This is a genomic window from Pseudomonas sp. B10 (assembly GCF_900156235.1).
Classification (GTDB): domain Bacteria; phylum Pseudomonadota; class Gammaproteobacteria; order Pseudomonadales; family Pseudomonadaceae; genus Aquipseudomonas; species Aquipseudomonas siliginis.
The window spans coordinates 5,411,012-5,435,841 of sequence record NZ_LT707063.1 but is presented as its reverse complement, the minus strand read 5'-3'; the positions used below and the strand labels follow the sequence as shown (position 1 = coordinate 5,435,841).

28 protein-coding genes are annotated in these 24,830 nt (G+C 59.8%); 10 read left to right on the top strand and 18 right to left on the bottom strand.

Translation table 11 applies throughout. The features are described 5' to 3' along the window. Positions 1-17 precede the first annotated feature (17 nt). On the bottom strand, positions 18-1,223 hold the full coding sequence (locus BXA01_RS24705; protein ID WP_076566833.1) for an acetyl-CoA C-acetyltransferase: 1,206 nt from the start codon (positions 1,221-1,223) through the stop codon (positions 18-20). Positions 1,224-1,800: 577 nt separating this feature from the next. On the opposite strand from BXA01_RS24705, the gene BXA01_RS24700 reads away from it, so the two are divergent. Beyond that, positions 1,801-2,622, top strand: coding sequence for a c-type cytochrome (locus tag BXA01_RS24700; RefSeq protein WP_076566830.1), 822 nt, complete (start codon positions 1,801-1,803; stop codon positions 2,620-2,622). 121 nt (positions 2,623-2,743) lie between these two features. Here BXA01_RS24700 and BXA01_RS24695 read toward each other — a convergent pair whose 3' ends face one another. The 10 genes from BXA01_RS24695 to BXA01_RS24650 all read right to left on the bottom strand — a co-directional run bounded on the left by BXA01_RS24695 (position 2,744) and on the right by BXA01_RS24650 (position 11,814). Then, a complete protein-coding gene (locus tag BXA01_RS24695) occupies positions 2,744-3,547 on the bottom strand; it encodes a transglutaminase family protein (RefSeq protein ID WP_076566828.1) in 804 nt (267 codons plus the stop codon). After that, positions 3,544-4,494, bottom strand: coding sequence for an alpha-E domain-containing protein (locus tag BXA01_RS24690; protein ID WP_016773788.1), 951 nt, complete (start codon positions 4,492-4,494; stop codon positions 3,544-3,546). The genes BXA01_RS24695 and BXA01_RS24690 overlap by 4 nt, the downstream gene beginning before the upstream one ends. A gap of 12 nt (positions 4,495-4,506) precedes the next feature. After that, positions 4,507-5,916 carry a circularly permuted type 2 ATP-grasp protein gene (locus tag BXA01_RS24685; protein ID WP_016773787.1) on the bottom strand — a complete coding sequence of 470 codons (1,410 nt, stop codon included), beginning with the start codon at positions 5,914-5,916 and terminating at the stop codon, positions 4,507-4,509. A gap of 477 nt (positions 5,917-6,393) precedes the next feature. After that, the gene (locus BXA01_RS24680; protein ID WP_003223226.1) at positions 6,394-6,741 is read right to left on the bottom strand and encodes a ribonuclease E inhibitor RraB; all 348 of its coding nucleotides are present in this window, start codon (positions 6,739-6,741) and stop codon (positions 6,394-6,396) included. Positions 6,742-6,950: 209 nt separating this feature from the next. Further along, complete coding sequence (locus BXA01_RS24675; protein ID WP_076566825.1) at positions 6,951-7,184, bottom strand: hypothetical protein; 234 nt, start codon at positions 7,182-7,184, stop codon at positions 6,951-6,953. A 187-nt stretch (positions 7,185-7,371) separates the two neighbouring features. After that, positions 7,372-8,247, bottom strand: a complete 876-nt coding sequence (gene speE / locus BXA01_RS24670) for a polyamine aminopropyltransferase (protein ID WP_016773785.1) — start codon at positions 8,245-8,247, stop codon at positions 7,372-7,374. 240 nt (positions 8,248-8,487) lie between these two features. Beyond that, complete coding sequence (locus BXA01_RS24665; protein ID WP_016773784.1) at positions 8,488-8,679, bottom strand: PLDc N-terminal domain-containing protein; 192 nt, start codon at positions 8,677-8,679, stop codon at positions 8,488-8,490. 71 nt (positions 8,680-8,750) lie between these two features. Next, positions 8,751-9,281 (bottom strand): hypothetical protein, encoded by a 531-nt coding sequence (locus BXA01_RS24660; protein ID WP_076566822.1) that lies wholly within the window; start codon positions 9,279-9,281, stop codon positions 8,751-8,753. An 80-nt stretch (positions 9,282-9,361) separates the two neighbouring features. After that, entirely contained in the window at positions 9,362-9,880 is a 519-nt protein-coding gene (locus tag BXA01_RS24655) for an ankyrin repeat domain-containing protein (RefSeq protein ID WP_076566820.1), read from the bottom strand. A gap of 95 nt (positions 9,881-9,975) precedes the next feature. Then, positions 9,976-11,814, bottom strand: a complete 1,839-nt coding sequence (locus BXA01_RS24650; RefSeq protein WP_076566818.1) for a long-chain-acyl-CoA synthetase — start codon at positions 11,812-11,814, stop codon at positions 9,976-9,978. A gap of 385 nt (positions 11,815-12,199) precedes the next feature. On the opposite strand from BXA01_RS24650, the gene BXA01_RS24645 reads away from it, so the two are divergent. Continuing rightward, positions 12,200-12,478 carry a DUF3509 domain-containing protein gene (locus BXA01_RS24645; RefSeq protein ID WP_016773780.1) on the top strand — a complete coding sequence of 93 codons (279 nt, stop codon included), beginning with the start codon at positions 12,200-12,202 and terminating at the stop codon, positions 12,476-12,478. An 80-nt stretch (positions 12,479-12,558) separates the two neighbouring features. On the opposite strand, the gene mtnC is transcribed toward BXA01_RS24645, so the two are convergent. The 5 genes from mtnC to aroC all read right to left on the bottom strand — a co-directional run bounded on the left by mtnC (position 12,559) and on the right by aroC (position 16,779). After that, positions 12,559-13,242, bottom strand: a complete 684-nt coding sequence (gene mtnC / locus BXA01_RS24640; RefSeq protein ID WP_076566815.1) for an acireductone synthase — start codon at positions 13,240-13,242, stop codon at positions 12,559-12,561. Positions 13,243-13,246: 4 nt separating this feature from the next. Beyond that, positions 13,247-13,792: a 1,2-dihydroxy-3-keto-5-methylthiopentene dioxygenase gene (locus BXA01_RS24635; RefSeq protein WP_076566812.1), complete on the bottom strand. Its 546-nt coding sequence runs from the start codon at positions 13,790-13,792 to the stop codon at positions 13,247-13,249. Between the two features lie 92 nt (positions 13,793-13,884). Next, complete coding sequence (locus BXA01_RS24630) at positions 13,885-14,511, bottom strand: methylthioribulose 1-phosphate dehydratase (RefSeq protein ID WP_016773777.1); 627 nt, start codon at positions 14,509-14,511, stop codon at positions 13,885-13,887. Continuing rightward, entirely contained in the window at positions 14,508-15,653 is a 1,146-nt protein-coding gene (locus tag BXA01_RS24625) for an MFS transporter (protein WP_076566810.1), read from the bottom strand. Before BXA01_RS24625 ends, BXA01_RS24630 begins: the two co-directional genes overlap by 4 nt. A gap of 34 nt (positions 15,654-15,687) precedes the next feature. Continuing rightward, positions 15,688-16,779 carry a chorismate synthase gene (gene aroC, locus BXA01_RS24620; RefSeq protein WP_024012223.1) on the bottom strand — a complete coding sequence of 364 codons (1,092 nt, stop codon included), beginning with the start codon at positions 16,777-16,779 and terminating at the stop codon, positions 15,688-15,690. A 130-nt stretch (positions 16,780-16,909) separates the two neighbouring features. Here aroC and BXA01_RS24615 point away from each other — a divergent pair, with 130 nt between their 5' ends. Beyond that, positions 16,910-17,863, top strand: a complete 954-nt coding sequence (locus BXA01_RS24615; RefSeq protein WP_076567819.1) for an alpha/beta hydrolase — start codon at positions 16,910-16,912, stop codon at positions 17,861-17,863. Between the two features lie 99 nt (positions 17,864-17,962). Beyond that, a complete protein-coding gene (locus BXA01_RS24610) occupies positions 17,963-18,754 on the top strand; it encodes a hypothetical protein (protein WP_076566807.1) in 792 nt (263 codons plus the stop codon). Between the two features lie 58 nt (positions 18,755-18,812). Here the strand turns inward: BXA01_RS24610 and prmB are convergent, their stop codons facing one another. Further along, complete coding sequence (gene prmB, locus BXA01_RS24605; protein ID WP_076566804.1) at positions 18,813-19,721, bottom strand: 50S ribosomal protein L3 N(5)-glutamine methyltransferase; 909 nt, start codon at positions 19,719-19,721, stop codon at positions 18,813-18,815. Positions 19,722-19,960: 239 nt separating this feature from the next. On the opposite strand from prmB, the gene BXA01_RS24600 reads away from it, so the two are divergent. From BXA01_RS24600 to BXA01_RS24580, 5 genes are all read left to right on the top strand, one after another. Next, complete coding sequence (locus tag BXA01_RS24600) at positions 19,961-20,551, top strand: cysteine hydrolase family protein (RefSeq protein ID WP_016773772.1); 591 nt, start codon at positions 19,961-19,963, stop codon at positions 20,549-20,551. Between the two features lie 131 nt (positions 20,552-20,682). Further along, the gene (locus BXA01_RS24595; protein WP_041479344.1) at positions 20,683-21,003 is read left to right on the top strand and encodes a hypothetical protein; all 321 of its coding nucleotides are present in this window, start codon (positions 20,683-20,685) and stop codon (positions 21,001-21,003) included. Between the two features lie 74 nt (positions 21,004-21,077). Further along, positions 21,078-21,635 carry a Smr/MutS family protein gene (locus BXA01_RS24590; RefSeq protein WP_016773770.1) on the top strand — a complete coding sequence of 186 codons (558 nt, stop codon included), beginning with the start codon at positions 21,078-21,080 and terminating at the stop codon, positions 21,633-21,635. Between the two features lie 77 nt (positions 21,636-21,712). After that, positions 21,713-22,258 (top strand): GTP cyclohydrolase I FolE, encoded by a 546-nt coding sequence (folE, locus tag BXA01_RS24585; RefSeq protein ID WP_016773769.1) that lies wholly within the window; start codon positions 21,713-21,715, stop codon positions 22,256-22,258. Positions 22,259-22,361: 103 nt separating this feature from the next. Continuing rightward, positions 22,362-22,733, top strand: a complete 372-nt coding sequence (locus tag BXA01_RS24580) for a glutathione S-transferase N-terminal domain-containing protein (RefSeq protein ID WP_076566801.1) — start codon at positions 22,362-22,364, stop codon at positions 22,731-22,733. Between the two features lie 167 nt (positions 22,734-22,900). Here BXA01_RS24580 and BXA01_RS24575 read toward each other — a convergent pair whose 3' ends face one another. Further along, positions 22,901-24,067 carry an aminotransferase-like domain-containing protein gene (locus BXA01_RS24575; protein WP_076566799.1) on the bottom strand — a complete coding sequence of 389 codons (1,167 nt, stop codon included), beginning with the start codon at positions 24,065-24,067 and terminating at the stop codon, positions 22,901-22,903. A gap of 81 nt (positions 24,068-24,148) precedes the next feature. Between BXA01_RS24575 and BXA01_RS24570 the strand changes: the two genes are divergently transcribed. Continuing rightward, a complete protein-coding gene (locus BXA01_RS24570; RefSeq protein ID WP_076567817.1) occupies positions 24,149-24,595 on the top strand; it encodes a MarR family winged helix-turn-helix transcriptional regulator in 447 nt (148 codons plus the stop codon). Positions 24,596-24,830 lie beyond the last annotated feature (235 nt).

Sequence of the window (24,830 nt, the reverse complement as noted above, 5' to 3'; positions counted from 1 at the left end):
TTCCTTGAAGTCGGGGCTCAGAGGCGTTCGATGATGGTGGCAATGCCCATGCCGCCGCCGACACACAGCGTCGCCAGGCCGTAGCGCAAGTTGCGCGCTTCCAGTTCATCAAGCAGGGTGCCGAGGATCGCGCAACCGGTGGCGCCCAGCGGGTGGCCCATGGCGATCGAGCCGCCGTTGACGTTGACCTTGCCCGGGTCGACGGCCATGTCCTTGATGAATTTCAACACCACCGAAGCAAACGCTTCGTTGACCTCGAACAGATCGATGTCCTCCACGCGCAGTCCGGCCTTGGCCAAGGCTTTGCGGGTCGCCGGCGCTGGGCCGGTGAGCATGATGGTCGGATCTGTGCTGGTGACGGCCGTGGCGACGATACGCGCACGAGGCTGCAGCCCCAACGCGCGGCCCTTGGCTTCGGAGCCGATGAGCATCAGCGCCGCACCGTCGACAATTCCGGAACTGTTGCCCGGCGTGTGCACATGGTTGATCCGCTCGACATGGCTGTAGACCCGCAACGCCGTGGCGTCAAAGCCCATCTGCCCGATCATTTCGAAACTTGGCTTGAGCTTGCCCAGGCCTTCGAGGGTCGATTCGGCGCGGATGAACTCATCGTGATCAAGCAGGATGATGCCGTTCTGATCCTGCACTGGCACCAGCGACTTGTTGAAGGAGCCGTCGGCCCGCGCTCGTGCGGCTTTTTGCTGCGAGTGCAGCGCGTAGGCATCGACGTCCTGCCGACTGAAGCCTTCGAGGGTGGCGATCAGATCGGCGCCGACCCCTTGCGGGGTGAAATGGCTGTGTAGGTTGGTCTGCGGATCCAGCGCCCAGGCACCGCCATCGCTGCCCATTGGCACCCGCGACATCGACTCGACGCCGCCAACCACCACCAGATCCTCGAAACCCGAGCGCACTTTCATCGCGCCAAGATTCACGGCTTCCAGACCCGAAGCGCAGAAACGGTTGATCTGCACACCGGCGACGCTGACGTCCCAGTCGGCCACTTGCACCGCCGTCTTGGCGATGTCCGAACCTTGATCGCCGATCGGCGTGACGCAGCCGAGGACGAGATCATCGACCTGACTGGTATCCAGCGCGGTGCGCGCCTGCAAGGCGCTCAGCAGACCCGCCACCAGGTTGACCGGCTTCACGCTGTGCAGCGCGCCATCGGCCTTGCCTTTGCCACGCGGAGTGCGTAACGCATCGAAAATCAAAGCTTCAGTCATGACGTCCTCGAACCTGATTTATTGTCACTTCACTTTCGCCCTGCGCCGACTGGCAAGCAATGACCACATTGCTCAAAGCGCTTGACGCACACGCTCAGACGGACGGTCATCGGACCTCAGGTGAACCGGTTCAGGTCGTCGAGTTGTCTAGCCAGCGGGCGGCAAAGAAGCTGGCAATACGCCTCATGCCGTTTTAAAAGCTTTTTTCAAGATCACCATATGAAATGGATCTAAGCGAAGGCTGACGTGGGCTCTAAGGTGAAGATGTACGCCATCGTCGTCGGGTTTTGCCGAGACGGGCGTCCCTCAACAGGAAGTGCACCGCGTGCCGTCAGGGATATGCACTCAGGCACGCACCAGGAAATAACAATAAAGGCGGTCAAGCCATGTTCAAACAACCGAAAGTACGTCAAGCAGGACTCATTCTTTTCGCCACGACGCTGTTGTTGATCTTGCCGAATCTGACCAAAGTCATCGGCTGATTCAAACGTCGCGTGCTGTATATCGCCACTGAAAATGTGACTGGCCCGCTACCCGGGCCAGCGTGGTTGTGCCAACCTTTGCGCACTCCCACGACATGGACGGCGATCATTTGAAAACGCTCATTGCGCTCGGTGCCTTGCTGCTGAGCTTGCCCTTGTCCGCCGCACAACTGGATCTGCAGTTGGGCGCAAACAGCCGCACCTGGCAGACCGAAGAGCTGCTCAAGCATCCTCAGCTGCAAACTCTCACGATCAACAATGATGTTTCCTACAAGAAGGACATGACCTATCAGGCCGTGCCGCTGGCCGCATTGCTGACGGGGGTCAAGCCGGAGGATCACTTGCAGGCGGTGGCGCTGGATGGCTTTGCCGCAGAGTTGGCCGCCGCGCCCTTGCTGAACAAGGACGGCGCACGAGCATGGCTGGCAATCGAGGACCCGGCGCGGCCGTGGCCACCGTTGTCTGCCGGCAAGCACAGCGCCGGGCCGTTCTATCTGGTCTGGACCGATCCGCAGGCAGGTAATATCAGCCCCGAACAGTGGCCGTTCGAAGTCGCCAGCATCAAGCTGATGGCGCCAGTGGCCCAACGCTTCCCTGCCCTGCTGCCCGATCCTGCCTTGAAGGCCGATGATCCGGTGAACCAGGGTTTTGCCCTGTTTCAGAAAAATTGCCTGGCCTGTCACCGGTTGAATGGTGCCGGAGACGCGCAGTTCGGTCCGGATCTGAATATTCCGTATAGCCCGACCGAGTATTTCGGGGCGGATTTCTTGAAGCGCTACATCCGCGATCCGCAGAGTTTGCGTCAGTGGCCGCAGGCGAAGATGCCGGGGTTTTCTGCTGAGGTATTGCCGGATACAGATCTTGAAATGCTGGTGGGCTATCTCATGCACATGGCCGGGCGCAAAGTTAAGCCGTAAGCCTTAGGGTGTTATTACTGGCCTCTTCGCTGGCAAGCCAGCTCCCACAGGGTATGCGCAGAGTTCGAATCAGCGGTCATCCTGTGGGAGCTGGCTTGCCAGCGATAGCGGTATCCCGAATCTATTGTTGCTGCACGGAAATAACCGGCGTCGGCGAGACGAACACCTTCGCATGCATCTGCTCGCAGCCGCCGCCCCGGCGCATGCCGCGGACCGGGCAGGCATCGAGATAATCCAGGCCCACCGCCAGCTTCAAGTGTCGCTCCGGGCGCGCCAGTTGGTTGGTCACGTCGAAGCTGTACCACGCGTCATCCAGCCACGCTTCTGCCCAGGCATGACTGGCCAGATGCTCGCAATCTTCGCTGTACAGATAACCCGACACGTAACGCGACGGCACCCCGAGACTGCGCGCGCAGGCGAGAAACGCGTGCGCATGATCCTGACAGACCCCGGCCCGACCGGCGAAAGCTTCGGCGGCGCTGGTGTCGACTTCAGTCGAGCCCGGCGTGTAGCTCATGTGCTGATTCAGACCGTGCATCAAGTCGATCAGCGCGGTGCGGTCTCGTCGCTGCTTGCAGTTCTCAGCGGCAAACTCGCGCAACGCTTCATCGGCTTCGGTCAGGCGCGTGAAGCGCAGGAACGGCAGCGCCGACTGGCTCTCATGTTCGGCCTCGCGCAATTCGTCGATATCGACCTGCCCCCGGGCGCCAATGATGATCGCTTCGTGGGGCTCGTCCATGGTCAGCACATGCAGGATGTTGCCGAACGGATCGAGCTGCGCACGCACCGGACGCGGCAGGTCGAGTTGCCAACTGAGGACATGCTGGCGCTCGCTGTCGTGGGGCGTCAGGCGCAGGTACTGGATGCTCGCGCGCACCTGATCTTCGTAGTGATAGGTGGTCTCGTGGCTTATGGAAAGTCTCATGCAGCCTCCAGGTAGGAACTGTGAATGGCGTTGCCCAACTGGCGCACCAGCGGGATGAATTCGGTCAGCCAGGCGTGCAGGCCTTCTTCGAGAATTTCGTTGATGCCGGTGTAGCGCAGGCGCGCGTCCATTTCCGCCGCCAGGCGTTGTGCCGGTCGGCCGTTGGCGCCGGGTAGTTGCGCGAGGATCTGGTCGATCTCTTCGGTACAGGCACGCAGCGAACGCGGCACATCGGCGCGTAACAGCAGCAGTTCGGCGACATGCCGGGCGCCGGGCGCGTCGCGGTAGATTTCGGTGTAGGCCTCGAATGAGGACAAGGCGCGCAGCAGCGCACTCCACTGGTAATAGGCGTGCGCCGTGCCGTCGCTGACTGCTTCGGCCTGATCGCCGGCCATCTCGTAACGGGCATCGAGCAGGCGCAGCGTGTTGTCCGCGCGCTCGATAAACGTGCCCAGACGAATGAAGCGAAACGCGTCGTTGCGCATGATCGTGCCGTAAGAGGCGCCGCGAAACAGGTGCGAACGCTCCTTGATCCATTCGCAGAAACGGCTCATGCCGTAGCGGCTCAGGCCCTGTTCGGCGATGCCGCGAATCTCCAGCCAGGTCGCATTGATGTTTTCCCACATGTCGGCAGTGATACGCCCGCGCACGGCATGGGCACTGGCTCGCGCTGCGCCAAGGCAGCTGTAGATACTGGCCGGGTTGGCCGCATCCAGTGCGAAGAAATGCAGCAAGCGTTCAGCGTGCAGGTCACCGTGGCGTTCAAGGTAATCGTCCAGGGTGCCGGTGATCAGCAACGGCATGGCGAGTTCGTGCAGACCGTCGCCGCGCCCGTCCTGCGGCATCAGCGACAGCGAATAACTGATGTCGAGCATGCGCGCGAGATTCTCCGCACGCTCCAGGTAACGCGACATCCAGTACAGATCCGAGGCAGTTCTACTTAACATGGCAAGCTTCCTTCAATCCTCGACTACCCAGGTGTCCTTGGTGCCGCCGCCCTGGGAGGAATTCACCACCAGGGAGCCTTCACGCAACGCAACACGGGTCAAACCGCCGGGCACGACCCGGGTTTCGCGGCCGGACAGCACAAACGGACGCAAATCGATATGGCGCGGTGCAATGCCGTTTTCGACAAAGGTCGGACAGGTCGACAGCGACAGCGTCGGCTGCGCGATGTAGGCATGGGGTTTGGCTTTGATGCGCTCACGAAAGGCATCGATTTCCGCTGTCGTCGCGGCTGGCCCAACGAGCATGCCGTAACCGCCGGAGCCTTGGGTCTCCTTGACCACCAGTTCCGGAAGATTGGCCAGCACATGGGACAGCTCGGACGGGTTGCGGCACTGCCAGGTCGGCACGTTTTTCAGAATCGGCTCTTCGTCGAGGTAGAAACGGATCATGTCGGTGACAAACGGATACACCGATTTATCGTCCGCCACTCCGGTGCCGATGGCGTTGGCCAGCACCACATTGCCGGAACGATAGGACGACAGCAGCCCCGGCACGCCGAGCATTGAGTCCGGGTTGAACGCCAGCGGGTCGAGGAAGGCATCGTCGAGGCGGCGATAGATCACGTCGACCGCTTTAGGGCCATCGGTGGTGCGCATGAATACCTTGTCGTCACGCACGAACAGATCCGCGCCTTCGACCAGTTCCACGCCCATTTCCCGGGCAAGAAACGCGTGTTCGAAGAACGCGCTGTTGAAACGTCCCGGCGTCAACACCACCACGCTCGGATTGTCGATCGGGCTTGAGCTTTTCAGGGTGTCGAGCAGCAGATTGGGATAGTGATCGATCGGGGCGATGCGCTGGGCGGAGAACAGTTCGGGGAACAGACGCATCATCATCTTGCGGTCTTCGAGCATGTAGCTGACGCCGCTAGGGGTGCGCAGGTTGTCTTCGAGGACGTAATAAGTGCCATCGCCGTCGCGCACCAGATCGACGCCGGAGATGTGCGAGTAGATGTCGCGGTGCAGATCCAGGCCTTGCATCGCCAACTGGTATTGCTCGTTGGCCAGCACCTGTTCGGCGGGAATGATCCCGGCCTTGATGATGCGCTGCTCGTGGTAGAGGTCGGCGAGGAACATGTTCAACGCTTTGACCCGCTGGATGCAGCCGCGCTCGACAATCCGCCATTCACTGGCGGGAATGCTGCGCGGAATGGTGTCGAACGGAATCAGGCGCTCGGTGCCCTGCTCGTCGCCATAGAGCGTGAAGGTGATCCCGGCCCGGTGAAACAACAGATCGGCCTCGCGGCGGCGCTGCGCGAGCAGCTCGTCGGGCGTCTCGGCCAGCCAGCGGGCAAATTCCCGGTAATGCGGGCGGACCAGGCCGCCGGCATCGTACATCTCGTCAAAATAGGTGCGGATCATGCCGTACTCCTTGTCACTCCGGACATACAGGCCTTCGCAAGGCCCGTGCCATCGGCATAAACGCTTTGATTTCAATCGGTTGTAGATCCACGCCGAAGGCTGCGCACCATTCCTGTGCGGCAAATGCCCCGGCCCGATTGCCCCCGCTTCATTGCGACGCACTGCATCGCCTATCACCAGCATAGTCAGAGTTGATTTCACTGCCCGGCCACGACTGCGGATAATCCGCGCATTCGCTGCAAAACTCCCCCGGCATGCCGCCGCGAAGTAGACAGCTCAACTGATCTGAACTGCCTTGGCAGCCCCGTCCCGACAGGACTTTATTGCATACCCGTCTTCCCTTTTAGCCACCCTCTCCGGTGGCTTTTTTTTGCCCTGGATTCTTGTTTCAGGGTTTTGCCACTGCGATGTGCAGAAGCCAGAAACGACAACGGCCGCCCAGAAGGTCAGCCGTTGTCCGACAAACAATGCGCAATATCAATTCAACCGGTAACGATTGCGCACCTCCTGCTTCACGCCCCAACCCTCGATAATGCCGCCCAGCGGTTCGACCACGGCAGAAAAGCCTTGCTCGAAATCGCCGATGTCGTCATAGGTTGCGTACATCACTTTGCTCAATTCCAGCGACCAGGCGCCGTCGTCGCGCGCACTGACCTGGGCATTGATGGATTCACCGCGAAATTTGCCTGCTGCCCTGCGCGCCCGCTCCTCGTCCGGGAAAATCGCGTAGAACTCGATGGGATGGAACCGGGAAAAATCGAAACCGCCTTCTTTCATGCGGCGCAGAACGTTGCTGCTGATGTCTTCTTGATAGGCTGTGCTCATGAATCGTCCCCCTCGATTGATGGATAGACTTTCCGTATTCCCGCCCCGGGCCTTTTGGCCTAAGTACTACGGCAACGTGGTTGCGCGCGGGAAACAAGCATGTAGCTGACAAGACCAGACCTTAGCGATCCATTCGCTGATCTCGCTTGCAGAGTAGCCCCAAGAGAGCGCCGCTGCCAAGGCCTGGTTTACGAGATGACAGGAAGTGTTCAGACAGGGGTGATGCTGAGGATTTCGATGCCGTTCTGGGTCTTGAGGTTTTTCACCCCGGCATCGGCGGTGCGCCCTTCCAGATCGTTGAGATCCAGCTGGGCGGCGACCGGAAGAAGCCGCTCTTTGACGAGCCGTGCGGCTTCATCATCGGACGGGCATTCCTCACGTTCGAAGACTTCATCGACAATTTCACCGTGATCATCCACGAAAGTGACTTTCCACTTTTGCATCAGTGCCTCCTCGATCAACCCGTAAATGGGCTTACCTCTATCTCGACTTTTTCCCGCGAGAGTTGGTTCAAAAGGATTACAGCCGACAACGGTGAAAATAACCATCCAATCGGTAAGGCGGACTTCTATGGTGAGGGGATTTATCCCCTCACCACAAAAGCTCCCTTGCAGAGCGACTTCAGCATGATCAGTCGTTGCTCGGCTTGTTGACCGCCTGCAGCACGTATTGCGGCAAGGCGAACGCGCCGATGTGGATTTCCGGGTTGTAGTAACGGGTGACGATGCCGCTGCCGATGAAGCGCTGTTGCAGGGTTTCACGGCTGAGCTTGCGGTAGGCCGGGTTGGTCGAGCCCCAGGCGAAGGTCATCGAACCGCCGATGTAGGTCGGCACGGCGGCCTGATAGAAATGCCAGTCCGGGAACAGGCTGCGCAGGCGACCGGCGGTGGTTTTGACTTCGTCGATTTGCATGAACGGCGTGCCGTTCTGAGTCACCAGGATGCCGCCTTCGTTCAGGCAGCGGTGGCACGCCTGGTAGAAATTCTCCGAGAACAGCACTTCGCCCGGGCCGATCGGGTCGGTGGAGTCGGAGATGATCACGTCGAATTTTTCAGTGGTGGTGGCGACGAAACGCATGCCGTCGTCGATCACCAGGTTCAGGCGCGGATCGTCGTAGGCTCCGGCGGAATGGTTCGGCAGGAATTCCTTGCACATGTCGACCACGGTGCCGTCGATTTCAACCATGGTGATGTGCTCGACGCCGGCGTGCTTGGTCACTTCGCGCAACATTCCGCCGTCACCGCCACCGATGATCAGCACGCGCTTGGCAGTGCCGTGGGCAAGGATCGGCACGTGGGTGAGCATTTCGTGGTAGATGAATTCGTCGGCTTCGGTAGTCTGGATCACGCCGTCCAGCGCCATGACGCGGCCCATGCGCGGGTTCTGGAAGATCACCAGATGCTGGTGTTCGGTGCGCACTTCGTGCAGCAGTTTTTCCATGCGAAAACGCTGGCCGTAGCCTTCGTAGAGGGTTTCCAGGTACTCGCTGGTCTTGGTAACGGTCATGGTCAAGTGCTCCGATAAATGCGCGGGCGCCATCGTGGGGACGATTGCCCGGGAAAGGCGCGCATTCTACGTTGCCGAAGATGACAGGTCGAACCTCAGCTTGTTTTTACCACCGCAAACCAATGTGGGAGCGAGCCTGCTCGCGAAAGCGGAGCGTCGGTTGCCGTTGATGGCGACTGACACAACGTCTTCGCGAACAGGCTCGCTCCCACAGGGATGACAGTGTGATCGAAAATCAGCTCAGATCCGGACGTTGCCCCGCGGTCCGGCAATCGCCCAGATGATCAGGCCCAGCACCGGCAGGAGGATGATCAGCAACACCCAGACGATTTTCATTCCGGTGGAGGCGCCGCTTTTCAGCACGTTGATGATGGCCCAGATGTCGAGGGCAAGGATGATCAGGCCAATCAGACCGTTGAACGTGGAACCCATGGTGTCGCTCCAGAATAGTGGCATGCACTTTTAGGATAGACGGTCGAGCGCAGGGTTCCCTTTTATTGCGTTCAGACGTGAACGGCGACCTTCAAGGCTTCCAGCGCTGGCGCGGCGGCGATGCCGGCCTCGGCGCACAACTCCAGCACGCGGGGCACGTCGTTGCCGTAGACCAGGACCATTTGCAATTCATCGTCGAGCAACTGGCTGAAGTTCATCAACGTGTAACCGCCGTTTTCCTTGTTCAGGCTGCTCATTTGCACCTGGATGCGGTTGAGTGCGGTCAGTGCTTCGGTCTTGGCCAGTTGTTTGGGCTTAAGGTTGAAATCCACGCCGGGGCCAAACGAAGCAACGATTTGTGCGAACAGATCGACATAGGTATCGGCCTGGAACAGCACAGTTTCCGGCAGACTGCCGACCACCACCCACTCGCCCAACGGGATCGGGAAGGTGTCGTCGTAGTTGATATCCTGGTTGGCGGCCAGAAAGGCACCGGCATCGGCGTAGGCCTGAGCGGCTTCGTCAGCCACTTTCAGGATCTCGTCCTCGCCCATGCAGCCGGAGCTGATTTTGCTGATGAGTTCGACGAGTGCGGCTTTCATGAGGGCGGATCCTGTGGCGGAGGTGAATTTTCAGGGCGCGAAGGATAGCGCATTCTACCCTTCGCCACAGTCCGTGGACTTTACGCCAGCAACTTTTCCAGCTGCGCGGTGGTATCGACCGCGCCCATGGTCCGCGCCGCATCCAGCGCGGTCACGCCGTTGGCGTCCTTGGCTTTCGGGTCAGCACCCTGGCCGATCAGGTAGTCGACGATTTCAACGCGGTTGAACATTGCCGCCATCATCAACGCGGTGCGGCCGTCGAAGGAAGAACCCTCAATCTCGGCGCCCGCCTCGACCAGCGCCTTGACCACCGCCAGATCGCCCTTGAACGCAGCGCCGGCAATCGGGCTCTGGCTGTTGCCATTGCGCATTTCCGGATCGGCTTTGTGTTTAAGCAGAACCTTCACCGCATCAACATGGCCGTAGTAGCTGGCGAGCATCAACAGGGTGTCGCCCTTGCTGTTTTTCAGGTTCACCGGCAGCCCGGCGGTGACCAGGCGATCAAGCATCTCGGCATCACCGTCGCGCGCCTTGTTGAAAACCTGCTCGGTGAATTCGGCAGCTTCTTCAGGGGTCATCTGGCGGCTTTGGTCAGACATGTGGGACTCCATTTCGGTCTATCGGAAAGCCGACAGTTTCCCGAGCGCGACGGTGGCTGTCACTCGGTTTTTTCCGAGCGCCCCGATAGCCACACTCAATATCGATGTTTGCCCTGTTGAATTTCAGCGAGGATTTGCTCACTGACATGCACGTAAGTTTCGCTGCCGGGCAACCAGGCGAAGATCGGGTCATCGCCGGTAAGCCCGGGGTCAAAGCCTTCGGTTTTCAGGCGAGTCTTCTGGTATTTGAAGGTCCCGGTGGTTTCCATTTTCACTTTCACCCGCAAGAACAACGGCACGGCATAAGCCGGCATACGTTGCCGGACGAAACTCAGCAATTCAGCGAAATCCAGCGTCGCCAACGATTCGGCGGGAGTGATTGCGGCCATCCCCGCACGCCCGTTGGTGTTGGGGATTTCCACACCGTAGGCCACGGCTTCAGCGATCAATGGATGTTGCAGCAACAGGTTTTCGACTTCGGTGGTCGACACGTTTTCACCCTTCCAGCGATAGGTATCGCCGAGGCGATCAACAAATTGCGCATGGCCGAAACCGATATTGCGCAGCAGGTCGCCGGTGTTGAAAAAGCGATCGCCCTTGTTGAACACATCGTGGAGGACGACGCGGGCGGTTTTCTGCGGGTCGGTGTAACCGTCCAGCGGTGCCTTGTCGTCGATCCGCGCCAGCAGCAGGCCCTGCTCGCCCTTGCCGACCTTGCGCATGAAACCATCATCGCCGCGCAACGGCTCGCCACTGTCATGGTCGTAAGCGACCAGTTCCCAGGCCATCAGCGAAAACCCGACGGTGTTGTCGAAATTGAGGATGTTGGTGAAACCGATGTTGCCGTCGCTCGCGGCATACAACTCGCAGATGTGCTCGACGGCAAAACGCGTCTTGAACTCGGCCCAGGCGCCGGGGCGCAAGCCATTGCCGATCATCTTGCGCACGTCGTGGCGGCTGTCATCGGCGCTGACCGGTTGCTCGACCAGGTAGCGACACAGCTCACCGACATAGCCGATGGTGGTTGCGCGATAGCGGCGCACGTCACCCCAGAACTGGCTGGCGCTGAACTTGCGGCGGATGGCGAAACCCGAGGCGCCGTTGATCGCCGATCCCCAGCACACGCACAGGCCCGTGGCGTGATACAGCGGCAAGGTGCAGTAAACGACATCATCCGGGCGCATATCGAGGGCGATCATGCCGAAGCTCGCCGAACTGCGCATCCAGCGTCCATGCTTGAAAACACCGGCCTTGGGCAGGCCGGTGGTGCCGGAGGTGTAGATGTAGAAACACGGATCGTCGAAGAAAATCTGCGCGCTGCTCGGCGGGTTATCGCTACTGGCGTCAGCACTGGCGCTGATCAGATTGACGTAGCCCTCAGGCGCGATGCCCGGATGGCTGTGGGTGTCCTGATCGGCGACGAACCAGGTGCGCGGCGCGGCGATCGCAACCTGATCACGCACGCCGGCATAGGCAGCGGTCAGTTCTTCGCCAACCACAATAGCCACCGGCGCAACCAGATTGATGCTGTGAACAAGCGTGTCGCGCATCAACGAGGTATTGAGCAGCGCACTGACCGCGCCGAGCTTGGCCAGCGCCAGGATTGTCACCAGCAATTCCGCACGGTTCTCGATGAACACCGCGACCACATCGCCTTTGCCGATGCCCTGCTCGCTCAGGTAATGCGCAATGCGATTGGCCCACTGGTTGACCTGCGTGTAGGTCAACGCAACATCGCCCTGCAACAACGCCACACCATCGGGATTGCGCAGCGTCGCCTGCTCGAACGTCCAGCCCAGACCACACGTTTGGGTCGGATCCGTGACATTGGCCACCTTCATGCCCTTGACCACCCGGGGGATGGCTTTGGCGATCATCGGCAGTTTGCGGAGCATCATGCCCCAGGTAATCGTGTCGCTTGGTGCGTGACGCATAAAAGCTCCCCGTTCGATCTTGACGTGCAGACCGCTGTTCTTGTTATCGGGTAATGACTGCGACCGACGCGTTTACGCCGTGGGTCGAGAAGGAAAGTACGTCAGTGCTCGCGGGGCTGTACACGCGGTTTTTGCAATGATTTGTATCCCGTCGCGCCTCCGGGGAAGAGCGGATTCTGGTACGGACGTTTGGTTCCGTTGTACGGAGAAAAATCACGCAAAATGCAGGATGCACGATGGCCATTCATGCAGATTGCACGACACATGCAAAATGCAATGCCTTCAACTTGTTGATTTTAAAGGGATTTTATTCGCATCAATACTGGCACAAACGCTGCAACTACCTCCGCATGCTTGCCATTCAAGTAAATACGGAGCTGATGACATGAGCCTGATTCAAGAAAAATTTACATCGCTGTTCTCCAACTACGAAGTCAGCACTGCGCCACGTCCTGACGGTGGCATCCTGCTCACTCTGCGTAGCAGCGACGGCAAAGTCTTCAAACGCGCCCTCTCGTATCAGCAACTGCATGCCGGCGACCAACTGTCATGGGCGATCAGCGCGATCCGCCGCGACCTGGCCGAACAAGCCAGCGAGCTGCCGCAAATTGCAATGCTGCAGAGCCAGCAGCGTTTTGCTCTGCCGACCTATCACTCGTTGTAATTTGCTTTAAACAAAAACAGGCCGTTGAGCATGCGCTTCACGGCCTGTTTGTTTATGTCTGCCACATATCTACTGTAGGGTCAGAACGCTTCCGGTTCGATTCCAGTAAAGCTGTCAACCGTCACGTGCCCTGCCAACTCCCCGCCTTCACGCGCCAGGCCACAAGTCTTCATGCCGGCCGACTGGGCAGCGTCGAGCTCTTCGACGATGTCCGACAGGAACAGGATTTCATCGGCTTCAACACCCACCGCCTGCTGAATGTTGCGGTAGGACTGCGCCTCACGCTTCGGCCCTGATGTGGTGTCGAAATAGCCGCTGAACAGCGGTGTCAGATCCCCCGCCTCCGAACAACCGAAGATCAGTTTCTGCGCCTGGATCGAGCCGGACGAGTAAACAAACAGTTGATAACCGGCCGCATGCCAACGTTGCAGCGCTTCAACGGCATCCGGATAAACATGCCCTTTCAGCTGCCCTGCCTGATAGCCCTGCGCCCAGACCATGCCTTGCAATGCCTTGAGCGGCGTGGCTTTGCGGTCTTCGGCGATCCAGCTCAAGAGGATTTCAACAACCCGTTCAACATCGGCCTGCGCCTCGTTGCTCTCGCGACGCACGGCGTCGAGCTGTTCGGCGACATCAGCACGCGAAGCGTTCTGGCGCACAAAGTCGGGCAAATGTTCGGCGGCGTAGGGAAACAGCACGTCGAAGACGAAACTCACCGCGCTGGTGGTGCCTTCGATGTCGGTGAGGATGGCTTTGATCGACACGGTTTCAGTCCTCCAGACGCGGGAAGCGGCCGGCGATGTCTTCGCCGGTGAAATTGGCAACCCAGCCTTCCGGGTTGTTGAACAGACGGATCGCCACGAAGTGCGGATGTTCGCCCATGTCGAACCAGTGCTTGGTGCCGGCCGGAACCGAAATCAGGTCGTTCTTTTCACAGAGCACGGCATAGACGTAATCGTCGATGTGCAGGGTAAACAAGCCACGACCGGCGACGAAAAATCGCACTTCGTCTTCGCCGTGACGGTGCTCTTCGAGGAACTTGGCGCGCAGTTCGGCTTTTTGCGGATGGTCGCTGTTGAGGCTGATCACATCGACCGTGATGTAACCGCGCTCGGTCATCAGTTTGTCGATCTGCTCTTTATAAGCGCCGATGACCTCTTCCTGACTGGCGCCGGGCTGGATCTTCGCGGCGGCCTGCCAGCGGTCGAAACGCACGCCTTGCTCGGCCAGCGTCGAGGCGATGTCTTCGAAATGGGTCAGCACCTTGTTGGGAATCTCAGGGCTGGAAACGTGATAAACGGACAGGCTGCTCATGGGCAATTCCTCGGTAGCGGCGGCGCCGTCCGGCTCTTGCAGACCGGTCGGGCGCCGCGTGGCATCAGGCAAACGGGCTGTTTCTGGTGAACTCAGCCTTGGCGGTTCATGACACTGCGGGTTTTCAACTCGCATTCAAACAGGAATTCAAAGGCCTCGATCTGCCGCAGCGCGTCGCTCATCTGCGCGCCCCAGGTGTAGAGGCCATGGCCGCGAATCAGATAACCGACGCAATCGGGATGGGCGTCGAGCCAAGGCTGCACCTTGGCGGCGAGGCGCGCAATGTCCTGATCGTTGTCAAAAATCGGCACACGCACCCGTGATTCATGGGTGGAAATGCCGCTGAAGGCTTTCTGCAATTCGTAATCTTCGAACTCGATGAAGTCTTGCGGAGTCAGGCGCGACAGCACCGTGGCATTCACCGAATGGGTGTGCAGCACCGCACCGATCTCCGCGCGCCAACTGTAGAGCTGGGTGTGCAGCAAGGTTTCGGCGGAGGGTTTCTTGCCCGGCTCCAGGCTATTGCCGGACAGATCGGTAGCGAGCACGTCATCCACACCCAACTGGCCCTTGTGCTTGCCCGATACGGTCAACAGCGCTTCGCTCGGCGACAGGCGCGTCGAATAGTTGCTGCTGGTGGCTGGCGACCAGCCACGGCCATATAGAAAACGCCCGGCGTCAACGATCTGCTGGGCGAGCTGTTCACGGCTAAGGCTCATGGCCTGTCCTCTTGCATACATGTGGCAATGATAACGGCAGCGGCAAGCGCTGCGAGACTGGCAATACTAAAGGTCAATGTCGCGCCGAGGGCATTCCAGCTGTAGCCGGAATACAGCGCACCGAGCGCCCCGCCGGTGCCGGCCAGTGCCGCATACAGCGCCTGGCCCTGACCTTGCTGGCGGGCGCCGAAACTACGTTGCACGAAAGCGATGGCAGCCGCATGAAAGCTGCCAAAAGTCGCTGCGTGCAGCACTTGGGCGAACAACAACACCCAGATAAACTCCGCAAACGAACCGAGCAGCACCCAGCGCAACGCCGCCAGCAGGAAGCTCGCCAGCAACACCCGACGCAGGGAAAAGCGCGCCAGAATGCGGCTCATGGCCATGAACATCAGCACTTCCGCCACCACGCCCACGGCCCAGAGCATACCGATGACGCCACGGCTGTAACCGAGGCGTTCAAGGTGCAGAGTCAGAAAGGTGTAATACGGCCCGTGGCTGACCTGCATCAGCGCGACGCAGGCATAAAACGCCAACACGCCGGGATGGCGCAATTGCTTGAGAAAGCCCTCACCCGCCGGCCGATTGCCTTGCGCCGGTTGCGCATTCGGCACCCACAGGCTGCTGAGAACGATACCGGCCATGATCAGCACCAGTGCCGCCGGGTAGATGTCCAGACTCAGCCATTCGAACAGCCGACCCAGCACTACCACAGTGATGATGAAACCGATCGAGCCCCACAGGCGAATCTGGCTGTAGCGCGACGTTTGCCCCTGCAAATGCGCGAGGGTGATGACTTCGAACTGCGGCAGCACCGCGTGCCAGAAGAACGCATGCAGGGCCATGACCATCGCCAGCCAGGCGTAGGTCTGACTGACGAAGATCAGCGAAAAGGTCAGCAACGTACAGACCGCGCCAAAGCGCACGATGGCCAGACGCCTGCCGGTGTAATCGCCGAGCCAGCCCCAGATGTTCGGCGCCACGCAACGCATCAGCATCGGAATCGCCACCAACTCGCCGATGCGTGCGGCGCTGAAGCCGAGGTGATCGAAGTACAGCGCCAGAAACGGCGCTGTCGAACCGAGCAAGGCGAAATAGAACAGATAGAAACTGGACAGCCGCCAGTAAGGAAGCGCCGCCACGCCGGTTATGCCGCGACGGCTTTGAGCGCAGCCATCAGAGCTGGCCCAGCACCGGCGTGCTCACGCGCACATCGGCGTTTTGCCCACGGTGGCGCAGCAGATGATCCATCAGCACGATGGCCATCATCGCTTCGGCGATCGGCGTCGCGCGGATGCCGACACAGGGGTCGTGACGACCCTTGGTGATCACATCGACCGGGTTGCCATTCACGTCGATCGAACGCCCCGGGGTGGTGATGCTCGATGTCGGTTTCAATGCCAGATGCGCAACGATCGGTTGACCAGACGAGATGCCGCCGAGGATGCCGCCGGCGTTGTTGCTGAGAAAACCCTCCGGCGTCAGTTCATCGCGGTGTTCGGTTCCGCGCTGGGCGACACAGGCGAAACCGGCGCCGATCTCCACGCCCTTAACCGCGTTGATGCTCATCAGCGCGTGGGCGAGTTCGGCGTCGAGGCGATCGAAGATCGGCTCGCCAAGGCCCGGCATGACCCCTTCGGCGACCACGGTGATCTTCGCTCCGACCGAGTCCTGATCGCGGCGCAACTGGTCCATGTAGGCTTCCAGCTCCGGGACCTTGTCCGGGTCAGGGCTGAAGAAGGCGTTCTCTTCGACCGAGTCCCAGGTCTTGAACGGTATTTCGATCGGGCCAAGCTGGCTCATGTAGCCGCGGATGACGATGCCCTGACTGGCCAGATACTTCTTGGCGATCGCACCGGCCGCTACGCGCATGGCGGTTTCCCGCGCGGAACTGCGGCCACCGCCGCGATAATCGCGCTCGCCGTATTTGTGGTGATAGGTGTAGTCGGCGTGAGCCGGGCGGAACAGGTCCTTGATCGCCGAGTAGTCCTTGGACTTCTGGTCGGTGTTGCGAATCAGCAGGCCGATCGAGCAACCGGTGGTGCGACCCTCGAACACGCCGGAGAGGATTTCGACTTCATCGGCTTCCTGGCGCTGAGTGGTGTGGCGGCTGGTGCCAGGCTTGCGGCGATCGAGGTCGCGCTGCAGATCTTCCAGGGAAATCTCCAGACCCGGCGGGCAGCCGTCGACAATGGCGACCAACGCCGGACCATGGCTTTCGCCAGCGGTGGTGACAGTGAACAACTTGCCGTAGGTATTGCCGGACATGCAGGACGCTCCGTGAAATCAAACCCGAATTCTTGATGCGCGCCAGTATACGCAGGCTAACCGAGTAGTTCATCCTCGAACCTTAGTGGTGCTGGCGAGTCCAACCGGCACCTTGACCAATGATGGCGTGATGATGCTGCGAGTTCTGATCTTGAGTCTTACCCTCTTTACCGGCTTTGCCCAAGCGACAGTCCTACAGCGCCCGGTCACTCTGGACACCGGCAGCGGCGAACTTTTCGGCTCGCTGTTGCTGCCCAAGTCCGACAGCCCGGTGCCGATTGTTCTGATGATTTCTGGCTCGGGTCCTACAGATCGCGACGGAAACAACCCCGACGGCGGGCGCAATGACAGCCTCAAGCGCTTGGCCTGGGTGCTGGCCAAAGACAACATCGCCAGCGTGCGCTACGACAAGCGTGGCGTTGCGGCAAGCCTGGCGGCCGCTCCCGATGAACGTGATTTGTCTGTAGAAGGCTACGCGGCGGACGCGGTGGCGTGGGGGCAGAAGCTCAAGGCCGATCCGCGTTTCGGCAAACTGATTCTGCTCGGCCACAGCGAAGGCGCGCTGATTGCCAGTCTCGCCGCGCCGAAGCTGGACGCAGCGGCGGTGATCTCGCTGTCTGGCAGCGCGCGGCCGGTCGATGAAGTGATCCGCGAACAGTTGGCGCGCAGCCTGCCGCCGCCACTGATGCTGCGCAGCAACGAGCTGCTCGACAGCCTCAAGGCCGGCCATACCGATGACAACGTGCCGCAGCCGTTGCAGGTGATCTTTCGCCCGAGCGTGCAGCCGTACCTGATTTCGCTGTTCCGTCAGGACCCGGCGCAAGCCTTTGCCCAGCTGAAAATGCCGGCGCTGATTGTCCAGGGCAGCAACGACATTCAGGTCGGCACCGAGGACGCGAAGCTGCTCAAGGCGGCGAAACCGGACGCGCAACTGACGGTGATCGACGGTATGAATCACGTGCTGCGCATCGTCCACAACGACATGAAGCGGCAATTGGCCTCCTACAAGGACCCGAATTTGCCCCTGGCCGCCGAACTGGGCGCCGCCGTCATCGAATTTATTGACGGAATTCGTGCAAGTTAACTGCGTTTTACCCTCCAGCCTCACGGAAAACGGCCGATAAGCCTTTGTCGCCAGCGCAACGTCTGGCGGCAAGCAGGGCTTGGACAGGATCTCGCCGTTATGACTGAAACCCAGACTTCACCCGACACCAGCGCTGAAAAAGACGCACCGCCAGCGGTCGAACTGCCGTGGGCGGACGTTCAGGCCGAGCACCACAAGATGCTCCGCCTGGCGCCGCTGCAGACCGACCGCAATACCGGCGGCCGGCCGTTGCGCTTTGTCGAATTCGGTTATGCCGAGCGCAACAGCAAAGAGCGCAGCCTGATGCGCATGGCGATCAAGCTGCCCAACCAGCGTGTGCGCAAAGAACAAAATCATCTTGATGTGTGGGTCGACCACGCGAACAAACGAGTGAGTTTCGGTCCCGACAGTGGCTTGCAGATCGAACCGCTGAATCGCGGCATTGGTCGTTTCATGGCCGCGCAAGGCATCAACTGGGCGAAAAAACGCTGGCCCGGCTACACCGTGGACGGCATGGACCTGAACAACAAGGACGCGCTCAACGAAGACACTCGCTTGCGTCGCGACCATTTCCTGCGCGTGCACGGTTTCGATGTGGCTTACGCCGATGCCCAGCATTTGAAAGGCAGCATCAAGGCGGTGCAGGTCGGTGATCTGCTCGGTGACTGGAACAGCGAAAAGCTGCAGATCGTCGAAATTCTTGAAGCCGCGCAGATGCTGCAGCAGGCCGAACAGAATCTCGCCGAGCAGGAAGTGAAGCTGAAGAAGCAGGAAGAAAAAGTCAGCAAGTTCAAGCGTGAAGACGCCGGGTTGCGCTTCACCATTACGTGTCTGGTGGCGTTTGCGGTGTTTCAGGCGGGGTTGTTGATCTGGATTGCTACGCACCGCTGAGGGCTTGAGCGCGTACTGATCGTTCCCACGCGGAGCGTGGGAACGATCTGTCACAACCTTAGACGCGGGACGCGAACAGGGCCTGATGCGCGCGGCACTGCTCGGCTGTCAGCATGAACACGCCATGCCCACCACGCTGGAACTCCAGCCAGGCGAAATCGACTTCCGGGTACAACGCCTCGACGTGCACCTGGCTGTTGCCCACCTCGACAATCAACAAACCTTTCTCGGTCAGGTGATCCGCGGCTTCGGCGAGCATGCGCCGGACCAGATTCAGACCATCACCACCGCAGGCCAGACCGAGTTCCGGCTCGTGCTGATATTCGTCCGGCATGTCGGCGAAATCTTCCGCGTCGACGTAGGGCGGGTTCGACACGATCAGGTCAAAACGCTGACCCGGCAAGCCATCGAAGCCATCACCCTGCACGGTATAGACGCGCTCATCGACGCCATGGCGCTCGATGTTCTGGTTGGCCACTTCCAGCGCCTCGAACGACAGGTCCGCGAGCACTACCTCGGCATTCTGAAACTCGTAAGCACAGGCAATACCGATGCAACCTGAACCCGTGCACAGGTCGAGAATTCGTGCCGGTTCGTTGCCGATCCACGGTGCAAAGCGGTTTTCGATCAGCTCACCGATCGGCGAACGCGGGATCAGCACGCGCTGGTCGACGATGAACGACATGCCGCAGAACCACGCTTCACCGAGCAGGTAGGCGGTGGGAACGCGATCTTCGATGCGGCGCTTGAGCAAGCGCTGCAGATTGACCAGTTCGTCATCTTCCAGAGCGCAATCAAGATAGCTGTCGGCGATTTCCCAAGGCAGGTGCAAAGCGCCCAGTACCAACTGGCGCGCCTCGTCCCAGGCGTTGTCGGTGCCATGACCGAAAAACAGATCCTCCCCATGGAAGCGGCTGACGGCCCAACGGATGTGGTCGCGCAGGGTACGAAGTCGGGAAGTGATCACGGCGTAGAACTCCAGAAAAAACGACTGGCGATTCTAGCAGCCAAAACGCGCGACGACGACGCAGGAAAAACCACGCGGTTCCGGTAGGAGTTTTCTTTTTTTTGCATCAGGCATTGAACGGAACGTGTAACTTGACAAGGCTGCAGGCCAAGAACGACGGCGCCTACGATGGTAGCGATTCACAGAACCGCTCAGCCAGAGGACAATGTCGCAAAAGCCCCACCCCGAGGAGCCCCAGAATGTCCGTTCCAAAAACGATGTTTCAACTCAGCGGCCGCGGTTACGCAGCGGCCACCCTGAGCCATGCCACCGTGGTCATCATCGATGCCCAGAAGGAATACCTCAGTGGCCCGCTGGCCCTGAGCGGCATGGACGCGGCCGTCGCGAACATCAAACAAGTGGTTGCCGCAGCCCGTGCCGCCGGTCGGCCGATCGTGCACGTGCGTCATCTCGGCACCGTTGGTGGCCTGTTCGACCCGCAGGGCGAACGTGGCGAGTTCATCCCTGGTCTGGAACCACAGGGTGATGAAACCATTATCGGCAAACTGCTGCCGAGCGCTTTCCATGGCACTGAGCTACTCGAGCGCCTGCAGAACCTCGGCTCGCTGGACCTGATCGTTTGCGGTTTCATGAGTCACTCCAGCGTCAGCACCACGGTGCGCGCGGCGAAGAACCTCGGTTTCCGCTGCACTCTGGTCGAAGACGCCTGCGCGACACGCGATCTGCCGTTCAAGGGCGGCGTGCTCAGCGCCGAGCGCGTGCAGGAAGCGGAAATGGCGATCATGGCTGACAACTTCGCCACCCTGGCCAAGACTCAGGACCTGATCTGATCCTGCCCTTGTGAGCGGTGCATTGGCGCCGCTCATCCGCTATATCCGCTGATTTGCCGCAAATGCCATAGCCTCAGGAACAACCCGGTCAACTCCCGGTCGAAGGGCCGATACCATTGAGGAAGGTCGGAATGAAGTTATCCGATGGATTTGACGCACGCCGTTTGCGGCCCAAAGGCCAAAGCAACTGGCGTTTTCGATTTGGCGCGGCGATCTCGGCCATTCTGGCGACGTTCGGCGTGCTGCTGGCGATGGCCGGGGCAGCCAGCCTGCTCGGCCGTCCGCCGGCGCTGGGTGACCTGAACGCGTCACCGCTGGGCTCGGCAATCATGCTCGCCGTCGGCTTGCTGTTTCTGTATTTCGGCGTTGCCCTGTGGCGCCGCTGCCGCCGTCGCGCACGGCAATCGCGGGAACTGAACATGGCCCCGCATCTGATGAAAAAACACGACTGACCCAACGGCCTGGCTTTTTGCCGGGCCGTTTTGTGTCGACTTGGGTAAACTGGCCGCCCTTCGCGGAGGCTGACATGCAAGACGACGATTTTTCTCTGTTCAAAAGTGCCATCCAGGGCGTCAAGCCGATCAAGCACGACCGCGCCGACACCGGCAAACCCAAGGCTGACCGCGCGCAGATCGCCAAGCTGCGTCAGTCCGCCACCGTGCGCAGCGACACCACCATCATTGACGGCTTGTCCGACCAGTTCGTGATCGACGTCGGCCCGGAAGACGAGCTGATGTGGTCCCGCGATGGCGTGCAGGAAAGCCAGATGCGCAAGCTCAAGGTCGGGCAGATCCCGTTCGAAGGCAGCCTCGACCTGCACGGCATGAGCGTGGAAAAGGCCCGGGAAACGCTTTGGGCCTTTCTCGCCGAAGCGACCAAGTTCGAAATCCGCTGCGTGCGCGTGACTCACGGCAAGGCCGTGCGCCTCGATGGCAAGCGGCCCATGATCAAAAGCCATGTCAACACCTGGCTGCGCCAGCACGCCCAAGTCCTCGGCTTCTGCTCCTGCCAGGCCCGCCACGGCGGCGCCGGCGCGGTTTATGTGATGCTGAAACGGACGATGATGGAAGGCCGCGACGAATAAAGCCATCACACCGAACTTGCAGGGTTGTGTCCGCCACCGTACCCTTGCCCTTTGCGAAAATCCCCACAGGTAGTTTCATGTCCCTGGAACAGAATTACACCGCGATTCTCGGCCAACTGGGCGAGGACGTCTCCCGCGAGGGCCTGCTCGACACGCCAAAGCGTGCCGCCAAAGCCATGCAGTACCTCTGCCGCGGTTATGCACAGACGCTCGAAGAGGTCACCAACGGTGCCCTGTTCAGCTCCGACAACAGCGAGATGGTGCTGGTCAAGGACATCGAGCTGTATTCGTTGTGCGAACACCACCTGCTGCCGTTCATCGGCAAGGCGCACGTCGCCTATATCCCGAGCGGCAAAGTGCTGGGCCTTTCGAAGGTCGCGCGGATCGTCGATATGTACGCCCGTCGCCTGCAGATTCAGGAAAACCTCAGCCGCCAGATCGCCGACGCGGTAATGCAAGTCACCGGCGCGCTGGGCGTGGCCGTGGTGATCGAAGCCAAGCACATGTGCATGATGATGCGCGGCGTCGAAAAGCAGAATTCGTCGATGATCACTTCGGTGATGCTCGGTGAATTCCGTGAAAACGCGGCAACCCGTAGCGAATTCCTCAGCCTCATCAAGTAATTCGCAACAGAAAAGAGCCGGCGTTGATCGCCGGTTTTTTTTCGCCCGTGAAAAATCGGGTAAGCTGCGCGCCTTTCTTCATTTGCACCGTGAGGCTTTCAACGTGTTCGTCAAAGCGCTTCGTGTCGGCCTCGGCCAACTGGTTATCTTCATCGATTTCATCACCCGCCCGGGCAAGACAAAACGCCCCGCTGCTGCTCAGGCACAAGTCGACGCTGCCGCGAAAGATCTGACGCTGTATCAGTTTCACGCCTGCCCGTTCTGCGTGAAAACCCGCCGCGCCCTGCATCGCCTGAATGTGCCGGTGGCGCTGAAAGACGCGAAGAACAACGAGCAGGATCGCCAGACCCTGCTGGAACAGGGTGGCCGAATCAAAGTGCCTTGCCTGCGAATTGATGAGAATGGGCAGACAACCTGGATGTATGAATCCAAGGTGATTATTGATTATCTGGATAAGCGGTTTGCGGCGGTCTGACATTGATGTGCTGTGGCTGATGGCGCCATCGCTGGCAAGCCAGCTCCCACATTGATCTCAGGTTGTAGACAAGAATTGTGGGAGCTGGCTTGCCAGCGATGAGGCCCGTCAAATCATCACAAAACTCAGACAATGATAAACCGGCCCTCCAGCCGGTTTATTGCTTATCAGGCCGCCCTCTCCATCTGCGCCCGCCGCACCACCGCCGCCAACCGCTTCAGCCCTTCATCCAGCCGCGCCGGATCGATGTGGCTGAAATTCAGGCGCAAATGCCCATGATGCTTGTCCGGCTCGGGAAAGAACGGCTCACCGGGCATGAATGCCACATCGTTAGCCAATGCCTCGTCGAGCAATGTCCGCGTATCCAGCGGTTGCTTCAGCGTCAGCCAGAAGAACAGCCCGCCCTGGGGCATGTTCCACTCAGCCAGATCGGTAAAATGCATTTCCAGCGCCAATTGAAACGCATCTCGCCGCAGCCGATAGAAATCCCGCAACTCACTTAAATGCTGGTGATACTTTTCTGAGCCGATCCATTGCAGCGCCTGCCACTGACCGATGCGATTGGTGTGCAGATCCGCCGATTGCTTGAGTTTGAGCAGGTGCGGGAACAGATCCGCACTGGCGATCAAATAACCGACACGCAAACCCGGGAGCAAGGTTTTCGACACGGTGCCGGTGTAGATCCAGCTGGCTTTTTTCAGGCGCGCCGCAATAGGTTTGGCACTGCCACCATCGAAAGTCAGTTCGCGGTATGGCTCGTCTTCAATGAGCGTGACGCCGAATTCATCAAGCAACGCGGCGACCGCTGCGCGCTTGGCCTCGCTGTAGCGCACGGCGGAAGGATTCTGGAACGTCGGGATCAGGTAGATAAACGCCGGGCGGTGTTGTTCCAGACGTTTGCGCAGTTGCGCCAGGTTGGGTCCGTCGGCTTCTTGCGGCACGGTCAGGCAGTCGGCGCCGAACAGCTGGAAGATTTGCAGCGCGGCCAGATAAGTCGGCGCCTCCAGCAAGATTTCCGTGCCCTTGTCGATATACAGTTTTGCCGCCAGATCCAGAGTTTGCTGGGAACCACTGACCACCAGCACCTGACTCGCCTCGCACGCAAGGCCCAGCGCCCTCGCCTCTGCCGCCAGCGCCTCGCGCAAGGCCGGCTCGCCTTCGCTCATGCCGTACTGCCCCAGCGACAGCGGCATCTCGGCCCATTCCACCTTCGGCAGCATCGCCTCAGCGGGCAGACCGCCGGCAAACGACATCACCTCTGGACGCTGGGCCGCGGCGAGGATTTCTCGGATCAAAGAACTTTTAAGGCGCGAGACACGTTCGGAAAAAGCCATGGAGGTCACCGTAGCGAGGCAGGTAAAAAATGAGTCAAACTGGTTGACTGAAACTACGACAGCTTGAGCGAGTACGTCAACATGCTTGACCTTAAAAACCCCTCCACTCAGCAACAGGCCATGGAAGCGTTTTTCTTCGGCTATCAGGCATTCACTGCCAAGGCTGATGAAATGCTCGAGCGCCGCGGCCTCTCGCGGGTGCATCAACGCATCGTGTTTTTCATCGCGCGCTATCCGAACCTCAGCGTGAAAGAGTTGCTGGCCCTGCTGGGCGTGAGCAAACAGGCGCTAAACATGCCCCTGCGCCAGTTGCAGGAGATGCACCTGGTCGACAGCGTCGCTTCGCAGACGGACAAGCGTAAGCGCCTGCTTGAGTTGACGGCCGAAGGTGCGAAGTTCGAGCAAGCGCTGCGCCGTGAGCAGGTGAAATTGCTCGAGCGGGTATTTGCCGAGGCTGGGGAAGCGGCGGTGAATGGGTGGTTGGCGGTGAATCTGGCGCTTGGGGGAAGTCAGACGCATCTCGAGTGATAAGACCGTCCTCTTCGCGAGCAGGCTCGCTCCCACATTCGAACGCATTCTCCTGTGGGAGCGAGCCTGCTCGCGAAGCCATCCTGATAGCCATATATCCCTATCAGCAAAAAAATCGGCGACAAAAACCAAAACAATATTTGCTTTATTTGTACACAAAAGCATAATCCACTGCGTGCGAGTTCCTGACTATACGGTCAACAAATTCGCGTATGCCTCAAAGGGCCGCTGCCAC

What these genes read in the sequence shown, in the direction of transcription:
- BXA01_RS24600 (WP_016773772.1), top strand. Translation starts at nt 19,961, where the DNA reads ATGTCCGTTCCAAAAACGATGTTTCAACTCAGCGGCCGCGGTTACGCA.
- aroC (WP_024012223.1), bottom strand. Translation starts at nt 16,779, where the DNA reads ATGTCCGGCAATACCTACGGCAAGTTGTTCACTGTCACCACCGCTGGC.
- BXA01_RS24665 (WP_016773784.1), bottom strand. Translation starts at nt 8,679, where the DNA reads ATGGGTTCCACGTTCAACGGTCTGATTGGCCTGATCATCCTTGCCCTC.
- BXA01_RS24675 (WP_076566825.1), bottom strand. Translation starts at nt 7,184, where the DNA reads ATGCAAAAGTGGAAAGTCACTTTCGTGGATGATCACGGTGAAATTGTC.
- BXA01_RS24610 (WP_076566807.1), top strand. Translation starts at nt 17,963, where the DNA reads ATGACTGAAACCCAGACTTCACCCGACACCAGCGCTGAAAAAGACGCA.
- BXA01_RS24645 (WP_016773780.1), top strand. Translation starts at nt 12,200, where the DNA reads ATGAGCCTGATTCAAGAAAAATTTACATCGCTGTTCTCCAACTACGAA.
- BXA01_RS24630 (WP_016773777.1), bottom strand. Translation starts at nt 14,511, where the DNA reads ATGAGCCTTAGCCGTGAACAGCTCGCCCAGCAGATCGTTGACGCCGGG.
- BXA01_RS24655 (WP_076566820.1), bottom strand. Translation starts at nt 9,880, where the DNA reads ATGTCTGACCAAAGCCGCCAGATGACCCCTGAAGAAGCTGCCGAATTC.
- speE (WP_016773785.1), bottom strand. Translation starts at nt 8,247, where the DNA reads ATGACCGTTACCAAGACCAGCGAGTACCTGGAAACCCTCTACGAAGGC.
- BXA01_RS24685 (WP_016773787.1), bottom strand. Translation starts at nt 5,916, where the DNA reads ATGATCCGCACCTATTTTGACGAGATGTACGATGCCGGCGGCCTGGTC.
- BXA01_RS24700 (WP_076566830.1), top strand. Translation starts at nt 1,801, where the DNA reads ATGGACGGCGATCATTTGAAAACGCTCATTGCGCTCGGTGCCTTGCTG.
- BXA01_RS24595 (WP_041479344.1), top strand. Translation starts at nt 20,683, where the DNA reads ATGAAGTTATCCGATGGATTTGACGCACGCCGTTTGCGGCCCAAAGGC.
- BXA01_RS24705 (WP_076566833.1), bottom strand. Translation starts at nt 1,223, where the DNA reads ATGACTGAAGCTTTGATTTTCGATGCGTTACGCACTCCGCGTGGCAAA.
- BXA01_RS24695 (WP_076566828.1), bottom strand. Translation starts at nt 3,547, where the DNA reads ATGAGACTTTCCATAAGCCACGAGACCACCTATCACTACGAAGATCAG.
- BXA01_RS24650 (WP_076566818.1), bottom strand. Translation starts at nt 11,814, where the DNA reads ATGCGTCACGCACCAAGCGACACGATTACCTGGGGCATGATGCTCCGC.
- BXA01_RS24680 (WP_003223226.1), bottom strand. Translation starts at nt 6,741, where the DNA reads ATGAGCACAGCCTATCAAGAAGACATCAGCAGCAACGTTCTGCGCCGC.
- BXA01_RS24575 (WP_076566799.1), bottom strand. Translation starts at nt 24,067, where the DNA reads ATGGCTTTTTCCGAACGTGTCTCGCGCCTTAAAAGTTCTTTGATCCGA.
- BXA01_RS24690 (WP_016773788.1), bottom strand. Translation starts at nt 4,494, where the DNA reads ATGTTAAGTAGAACTGCCTCGGATCTGTACTGGATGTCGCGTTACCTG.
- BXA01_RS24660 (WP_076566822.1), bottom strand. Translation starts at nt 9,281, where the DNA reads ATGAAAGCCGCACTCGTCGAACTCATCAGCAAAATCAGCTCCGGCTGC.
- BXA01_RS24635 (WP_076566812.1), bottom strand. Translation starts at nt 13,792, where the DNA reads ATGAGCAGCCTGTCCGTTTATCACGTTTCCAGCCCTGAGATTCCCAAC.
- folE (WP_016773769.1), top strand. Translation starts at nt 21,713, where the DNA reads ATGTCCCTGGAACAGAATTACACCGCGATTCTCGGCCAACTGGGCGAG.
- BXA01_RS24615 (WP_076567819.1), top strand. Translation starts at nt 16,910, where the DNA reads ATGATGCTGCGAGTTCTGATCTTGAGTCTTACCCTCTTTACCGGCTTT.
- BXA01_RS24590 (WP_016773770.1), top strand. Translation starts at nt 21,078, where the DNA reads ATGCAAGACGACGATTTTTCTCTGTTCAAAAGTGCCATCCAGGGCGTC.
- BXA01_RS24570 (WP_076567817.1), top strand. Translation starts at nt 24,149, where the DNA reads ATGCTTGACCTTAAAAACCCCTCCACTCAGCAACAGGCCATGGAAGCG.